The organism is Paenibacillus sp. N119s, from assembly GCF_059447605.1.
This window is the reverse complement of record NZ_JCAJRU010000243.1, coordinates 1-7,158: the sequence shown is the minus strand read 5'-3', so window position 1 is coordinate 7,158 and position 7,158 is coordinate 1. Positions and strand designations below refer to the sequence as shown.

The window sequence follows — 7,158 nt, the reverse complement described above, 5'->3', positions numbered from 1 at the left end:
CGCCAGCACAGACGGAATAAGGTCGTCCACCAGCACTGGATAATTCTCCTTGAGATTATCAACCAGCGAGCGTGTCTCCTGTCTGCCAAGCAACTCATGGGCATGTTTCTTGATCGTCTCTGTTAGATGAGTAGCTACAACTGAAGGTGGGTCAACTACCGTATAACCTGACAGTTCGGCAACATCCTTGGTGTTCTCGTCTATCCAGAGCGCAGGCAAGCCGAAGGCAGGTTCTGTCGTTTCAATCCCTGTAATAGAATCGTCGTCGTATCCCGGGCTCATAGCCAGATAATGATTCAACAACAGCTCTCCGCCGCCTACCGTATTGCCTTTAATTTTAATTACATATTCGTTAGGCTTGAGCTGAATGTTGTCCCGAATACGAATGACTGGCACAACCAACCCGAGCTCTAAGGCGCATTGACGGCGAATCATAATGATCCGATCCAGTAGATCACCGCCTTGCTGTGTATCCGCTAACGGAATCAACCCGTACCCAAACTCAAATTCAATGGGATCTACTTGAAGCAAATTAATAACACTTTCCGGACTACGCACCTCTTCGATTTGTTGCTCCTCCTCTAACTGTTCTTCAGCTATTTGCTTGCGTTCCATATTGCCCTGCATTCTTCGGGCTGCGAAAAACAATAGAATCGCCAGTGGAAGAGTTGTAATGATATGAATAGGCGTGAAAAGGCCCAATAATGCAATGGTGGCAGCTACAATGTATATCAATTTTGGATAAGAAAAGAGCTGTCCGGTTAAATCCTCTGCCAAGTTGCCATCCGATGTAGCCCGCGTAACAATCAAACCTGATGCCGTGGATATGAGCAACGCAGGAATCTGGCTGACCAATCCATCACCGATTGTGAGAACAGAATACGTAGACAGTGCTTCTTGAAATCCTTTTCCCTGAACGGCCATACCAATTATAAAGCCGCCCACCAGGTTAATGATCAAAATGATAATACTGGCGATCGCATCACCTTTAACGAATTTACTCGCACCATCCATAGCTCCGTAAAAATCCGCTTCTCGTTCGATTTTACTGCGTCGTTCACGGGCTTGCTGCTCATTAATCAGACCTGCATTCAAATCAGCATCAATACTCATTTGTTTACCTGGCATCGCATCCAATGTAAACCGGGCGCCCACCTCAGCTACCCGCTCAGATCCCTTGGTGATCACAATGAACTGTACGACCACTAGAATGAGAAAGACAACAAAGCCGACGGCAATTTGACCGCCTGCAATCCAGCTACCAAACGTGGCAACTACTTCGCCGGCATGGCCCTCACCTAAAATAAGTTTGGTCGTAGATATGTTGAGCGCCAAACGAAATAACGTTGTAATGAGCAGCAATGAAGGAAAGATAGAGAATTGTAAAGCTTCCTTCGTATTCATTGATACGAGCAAAATCATTAAAGCAATAGAAATATTAATGACGAGTAGAACATCCAGCAGCCATGAAGGGATCGGGAGAATCATCATAAGAACGATACCGATGACGCCTGCAAGGACGGTTATTTCTTTTATTTTCACGGGTCTCTTGGCCTCCGATCCCTTTATTTCACTTTACCTTTTAATTTATATACATACGCCAGCACTTCGGCAACAGCCTGAAAAAGATCAGCTGGTATCGCATCCCCGATTTCGGCTCTTTGAAACAGCGCCCGCGCTAGCGGCTTGTTTTCCATCGTAATAACGCCGTTTTGCTTGGCAATTTCCTTAATTCGGAGCGCGACATAGTCTTGTCCTTTCGCAATAATCTGCGGCGCTTCCATCTCCGAACCATCATATTTCAAAGCCACAGCAAAGTGCGTAGGGTTGGTGATGATGACATCTGCATTAGGAACCTCCTGCATCATACGCTGCATAGCCATACGGCGCTGGCGCTCGCGGATTTTCCCTTTGATCAGCGGGTCACCCTCCATTTTTTTGTATTCATCCTTAATGTCCTGTTTGGACATTTTCAGATTTTTCTCGTGCTCAAAACGTTGATACATATAATCCAATATCGCTAAAATGAACAGCACCACACCAATTTTGAGTCCTAGTTCCATTGTTAATGAAGCTGTGAAACTCAACATCTGGTCGCCGGACATCTCAGCTAGTTTGGGGAGGTCAGCCTTTGTTTTCCAAAGTACGCTGTACACCAGATAGCCAATTACGGTCATTTTTAAAACAGATTTTAGGAATTCAACCAATGACCTCATGGAAAAAATGTTTTTAAAGCCTTTAATCGGGTCAATCTTGCTAAACTTGGGTGTAATGCCCTCACCGGTTAATAAAAAACCGATTTGCATGTAATTCGCTGCGATCCCGATGACAATAGCACCCACAAAAATGGGAGCCAGCATAATCAAGATTTGTACACCATACTCACCCATCATCAGTAGCGTTGTATTCGGTGTTACTTCCATAGAAAGGCGATTCATAAAAATATCCCGAAACAAGCGGACCGCATGATCCTTAAAATACCCGCCGAAAATCATGAGGCAAAAAAACGTAACCAGCAGGACACCAGCAGCGGGCAACTCCATGCTCTTGGCAACCTGCCCTTTTTGTCTTGCATCCTGTTTCTTTTTGGGTGTAGCTTTTTCCGTTTTTTCCCCTGAGAACAACTGCAGGTTCATAGCATATTTAAATGACAAACTACGTTCCTCCAGACCAGACATTAAGGACGATTACCCATAATATCCAACAAGTTGCGCATGGATTCGAACATCACAGAAAACAATCTTTCGAATATAAAAGCAAAACCTGGCATGAGAAGCATTAACATGAATAATCCCACAATAATTTTAAGCGGCACACCAATGACAAAAATATTAAATTGCGGTGCTGTTTTAGCTAAAAATCCAAGTCCCACATCCGTTAAAAAGGTAGCTACTACAATGGGAGCAGCAATTTGAAAGGCCAGCATAAAAGATTCCGCAAAGGAACGTACCAGGAATTCAGTTACACTGCCACCATACAGCTTTATAAAAAAATCATTTGTCAGCGGTATCCAATCATAACTGTATAAGATAGCATTTAGCAGATGATGGTGCCCGTTGATGCTCAAAAAGAACAAAGTAGCTATAGCGAATTTGAAATTACCCGTTAGAGGCGTTGAGGCCCCTGTCATTGGATCAAATACACTGGCCATTCCGAACCCCACCTGTAGGTCTATAAATGAACCTGCGGTTTGGATCGCTGTCATGAACAGATATGCAGTAAACCCCAGCAACAACCCAATTAGCACCTCACGGCCTACTAACAGCACATACGCTACATCCGTTGGCACCTGTTGATGCGTACCATAAGTAAGGTACACGACCAAAGCTAGAAAACCTGAAATCCCGACCTTAAAGATATTAGGTACCCCTCGGGTTGAAAAAATAGGCGCTACTACAAAAAACGAGGTAATCCGACAAAAAATCAGCAAAAAAACAGGAAAACTCTGCAACAATATGTTCATAACTTTCAGCCTAACCTATATATTTGTACAAATTGTCCAGAATGTTATACGTAAAGTCTACTAATGTGGTCAATATCCAAGGCCCAAACAATAGCAATGCCAGCAATACGGCGACAATCTTCGGAACAAAGGCCAGTGTCTGCTCCTGAATCTGAGTTGTCGCTTGAAAAATACTGATGATCAAACCCACGACTAGTCCCAAAATCAGCATCGGAGCACTCACCTTGAGTACAATGTACACCGCTTGCCCAGCCAGGGATATAATAAACTCCGAAGTCATTGCCGTCCTCCTTGATTGCTGTCCTTGCAGAAAGTATTCATGTATTAAAACTTAGTAGTAACGATTTGACGACCAAATACCAACCATCTACAAGTACGAAAAGCAGTATTTTGAAAGGAAGCGAAATCATTACCGGCGGTAGCATCATCATCCCCATAGCCATAAGTGTACTGGACACTACTATGTCTATAACTAAAAAGGGTATGAAAACCATAAAGCCCATCTGAAATGCCGTTTTCAACTCGCTGATTGCATAAGCCGGAACCATCACCGTTAAAGGAATATCTTGATAATTCTTTGGTTTTTCCATCTTGGTGTATTTCATAAAAAGCAGTAGATCCTTCTCACGTGTATGAGAGAACATAAAAGTTTTCATTGGTACCGATGCCTTATCCAGTGCCTGAGACTGTGTTATATCCCCCTTGAGATACGGCTGAAGCGCAGTTTCGTTCATAGCTGAGAAGGTCGGTGCCATAATAAATAAGGTGAGAAACAAGGCCAGTCCAACAAGCACCTGATTGGGCGGCATCTGCTGAGTTCCCAGTGAAGTTCTCACAAAGCCAAGTACAATCACGATACGCGTAAAACTTGTCATCAGTACCAGCAATGCAGGCGCTACACTAATGACAGTAATAAGTAAAATAATAGACAGCGAGGTGGCACCGGGCTGTCCTTTGTCCGAATTGCCGACTTGAATATCAATGTTCGGAATCGGTTCCGCAGAGGCCGCCGTCACCGAAATAAAGCTGAACAAGACAAGCAGCAAACATGCTAGTATAATCTTTTTTCTCATGAATCTCCCGACCGATCTGTAGTATTCTCCTCATTGCGCAGCTTTTCAAGTTTGTCTTTGCGGTTCGGCATCTGCCGAAGCTTGGATTCAAACATTTCATGAAAAGATGTCTCCTCTTCAGGTTGCTGCTGCTGTGCCGCGTTGTTCCGGCGAAGCTTATCCGCAATTTTAGCGAATAGCGGGGCAATTGGGCCGCGCTGCAGGGAAGCTTCCTGCTCCAGTGCGGCCAAAATTTGCTCCACTTCTTCAGGATCGGACACTTTGTCAACAAGCCGGATATCTTCTCCCACACCAATGAGGTACACACTGCTACCAACTTCAACAAGCTGAAGGGATTTATTGGGGCCAAGCCCCACGCCTCCCAGTATGCGAACGGAGCGGTTGCTGAACCAGCTCTGATTTCTTTTACTCAAAAACCGTATCAAGTACACGATCAGTACGATGATAAAGATTAGCACGAAAAGGACCCAGGCAATGTTTCCTATATTGCTGGATGTACTCAAAGCGTCAGAGGCACCCTGTTGTGTATCCATACTGAATGCGCCTTACACACCCAGTGTTTTGTTGATGGCTTCGATAACCCGATCCGATTGGAATGGTTTAACGATAAAGTCTTTTGCTCCAGCTTGAATGGCATCAATAACCATAGCTTGCTGCCCCATCGCGGAACACATGATAACCTTCGCATTCGGGTCAATTTGTTTGATTTCCTTCAGAGCGGCAATGCCGTCCATTTCAGGCATTGTGATATCCATCGTAATCAGGTCCGGACGAAGCTCCTTGAATTTTTCAATGGCCTGTGATCCATCCTGGGCCTCTCCTACTACTTCAAATCCATTTTTGGACAGGATGTCCCGAATCATCATTCTCATAAATGCAGCATCGTCCACGATCAAAATACGGTTTGCCATCTGAAATAAATCCTCCCTAAATTATCCTTTTATTGTAATTTTTGAATCCGGTCCCATTGGCTCACAATATCCGTTACACGCACGCCAAAGTTCTCGTCGATTACGACAACCTCGCCCTTGGCAATCAGTTTGTTGTTAACCATAATGTCTACCGGCTCCCCGGCAAGCTTGTCCAATTCAATAATTGAACCTTGTGAGAGCTCCAGAATATCTTTAATTTGCTTTTGGGTCCTTCCTAATTCTACGGTGACTCTAAGGGGAATGTCCATCAATAAATTTAAATTGTTTTCATCCACCTGCGGAAATCCACCAGACTGCAAGTTAGAGAATTGTACAGGCTGCACATTTACATTACGTCCCGGCGGTACAGCCCCGTAATGATGAGGCGTTCCATAAGGCGCTTGCGGCGGTACACCTGCTGGCATTCCATAACCCGGCGTTCCATACCCTGGAGCGCCCTGCTGCCCGTATCCCGGATCTTGAGGATACATTGGCGGTTGTTGTCCATAGCCTGCATCTTGCGGCGCCTGCGCGGCTGCAGGCGGCTGTTGGTAGGCTGGTGCAGACGGCGGCTGCGGAGTGCTAGCTTGTTTCGCCGCTTCGGGAGCAGCCGTTGCAGCTGCCTGCTGTGCGGACGCTTGCGGTTGCTCGTCATCCTCTCCGCCATTCATTAAGATGCTTACCATTTTTTTGGCGAAATTAACAGGTAACAGTTGCATCAATGTAGAATCGATCAGATCTCCAATCAATAACCGGAAGGATACAGTAATCAACGTCTCTTCATCCGGCAGGCTGGATACTCCATCACCGTGCAGAGGGTCCAATATATCAATTCCCGGTGGAGAGATATTAACAAAACGATTAAACATGGTAGACATGGAGGTCGCAGATGATCCCATCATTTGGTTCATCGCTTCCTGCACAGCACTGATGTGAATTTCATTCAATTCTTCATCTGCCGGGTTTCCTCCACCACCAAGCATTAAATCTGCTATAACCTGCGCATCACGCTTTTTAATTACAAGCGAGTTAATGCCTTCAAATCCATCGACGTAATTCACATGCACGGCTACGTGCGGCTTTGGAAATGCAGTTTCAAATTCAGAACGTGTAATAATTGAAACCTTAGGTGTCGTAATATCCACCTTTTGACCGAGCAGTGTGGAAAGAGCCGTAGCTGCGCTGCCGAACGTTATATTACCGATTTCTCCGAGAGCATCCTGCTCCAGAGAAGTCAGAAAATCGTCAACGGTCTTGCCTGCGGGAGTAGAATCCGTCCCCGCTTCAGACTGTTTCAGCAAGGCATCAATTTCCTCCTGGGACAAATAGTCTTTACTCGTCAATTTCTTCAACTCCTTCGTTGACAATTTCATCAATTTGTACGGCAACACGATCTCTTACCATGCCGGGACTTCCCATAAACTTCAATTTCTCGCCTACCCGGATGGATAATCCTTCTTTGACAGGCTTGTTCAATGAAATGACATCTCCTACCGAAAGGCCCAAAAACTCGGCTACATTTATCCGGGATTCACCCAACTCCGCAATAATAGGGAGCTCTGCTTTGGTGACCCGTAATCTCAAGGCGTCGATCTCTTCAGGCGCCCTTGATTTCTTTTCGGATGTAAACCACTGGTGCGTGGACAGTCTGGCCATAATAGGTTCCAATACCACGTGCGGAATACAGAGGTTAATCATCCCCGTGGTATCA

At 45.3% G+C, this 7,158-nt stretch carries 9 protein-coding genes; all 9 read right to left on the bottom strand.

The window, feature by feature from the left end; genetic code table 11:
• A partial coding sequence (locus tag AC5V8P_RS21415) for a flagellar biosynthesis protein FlhA (protein WP_495473840.1) occupies nucleotides 1–1,542 on the bottom strand: 1,542 nt, incomplete at its 3' end.
• Between the two features lie 23 nt (nucleotides 1,543–1,565).
• Nucleotides 1,566–2,678, bottom strand: coding sequence for a flagellar biosynthesis protein FlhB (gene flhB / locus AC5V8P_RS21410; protein WP_064798101.1), 1,113 nt, complete (start codon nucleotides 2,676–2,678; stop codon nucleotides 1,566–1,568).
• Nucleotides 2,678–3,463 (bottom strand): flagellar biosynthetic protein FliR, encoded by a 786-nt coding sequence (gene fliR, locus AC5V8P_RS21405; RefSeq protein WP_064798102.1) that lies wholly within the window; start codon nucleotides 3,461–3,463, stop codon nucleotides 2,678–2,680. Before fliR ends, flhB begins: the two co-directional genes overlap by 1 nt.
• Before the next feature lie 10 nt (nucleotides 3,464–3,473).
• On the bottom strand, nucleotides 3,474–3,743 hold the full coding sequence (gene fliQ / locus AC5V8P_RS21400; RefSeq protein WP_007430038.1) for a flagellar biosynthesis protein FliQ: 270 nt from the start codon (nucleotides 3,741–3,743) through the stop codon (nucleotides 3,474–3,476).
• 37 nt (nucleotides 3,744–3,780) lie between these two features.
• Nucleotides 3,781–4,536: a flagellar type III secretion system pore protein FliP gene (fliP, locus tag AC5V8P_RS21395; protein ID WP_063208929.1), complete on the bottom strand. Its 756-nt coding sequence runs from the start codon at nucleotides 4,534–4,536 to the stop codon at nucleotides 3,781–3,783.
• Entirely contained in the window at nucleotides 4,533–5,069 is a 537-nt protein-coding gene (locus AC5V8P_RS21390) for a flagellar biosynthetic protein FliO (protein ID WP_013370688.1), read from the bottom strand. Before AC5V8P_RS21390 ends, fliP begins: the two co-directional genes overlap by 4 nt.
• 12 nt (nucleotides 5,070–5,081) lie before the next feature.
• Nucleotides 5,082–5,447, bottom strand: a complete 366-nt coding sequence (locus AC5V8P_RS21385; protein ID WP_013370687.1) for a response regulator — start codon at nucleotides 5,445–5,447, stop codon at nucleotides 5,082–5,084.
• Nucleotides 5,448–5,476: 29 nt separating this feature from the next.
• A complete protein-coding gene (gene fliY / locus AC5V8P_RS21380) occupies nucleotides 5,477–6,790 on the bottom strand; it encodes a flagellar motor switch phosphatase FliY (protein ID WP_064798103.1) in 1,314 nt (437 codons plus the stop codon).
• On the bottom strand, nucleotides 6,780–7,158 hold a 379-nt coding region (locus AC5V8P_RS21375), incomplete at its 5' end, for a FliM/FliN family flagellar motor switch protein (protein ID WP_495473839.1). The genes fliY and AC5V8P_RS21375, both read right to left, overlap by 11 nt.

Bases quoted from the DNA above. Each gene is read 5' to 3' on its own strand.
- fliR (WP_064798102.1), bottom strand. From the start codon at position 3,463: ATGAACATATTGTTGCAGAGTTTTCCTGTTTTTTTGCTGATTTTTTGT.
- AC5V8P_RS21385 (WP_013370687.1), bottom strand. From the start codon at position 5,447: ATGGCAAACCGTATTTTGATCGTGGACGATGCTGCATTTATGAGAATG.
- AC5V8P_RS21390 (WP_013370688.1), bottom strand. From the start codon at position 5,069: ATGGATACACAACAGGGTGCCTCTGACGCTTTGAGTACATCCAGCAAT.
- flhB (WP_064798101.1), bottom strand. From the start codon at position 2,678: ATGTCTGGTCTGGAGGAACGTAGTTTGTCATTTAAATATGCTATGAAC.
- fliP (WP_063208929.1), bottom strand. From the start codon at position 4,536: ATGAGAAAAAAGATTATACTAGCATGTTTGCTGCTTGTCTTGTTCAGC.
- fliQ (WP_007430038.1), bottom strand. From the start codon at position 3,743: ATGACTTCGGAGTTTATTATATCCCTGGCTGGGCAAGCGGTGTACATT.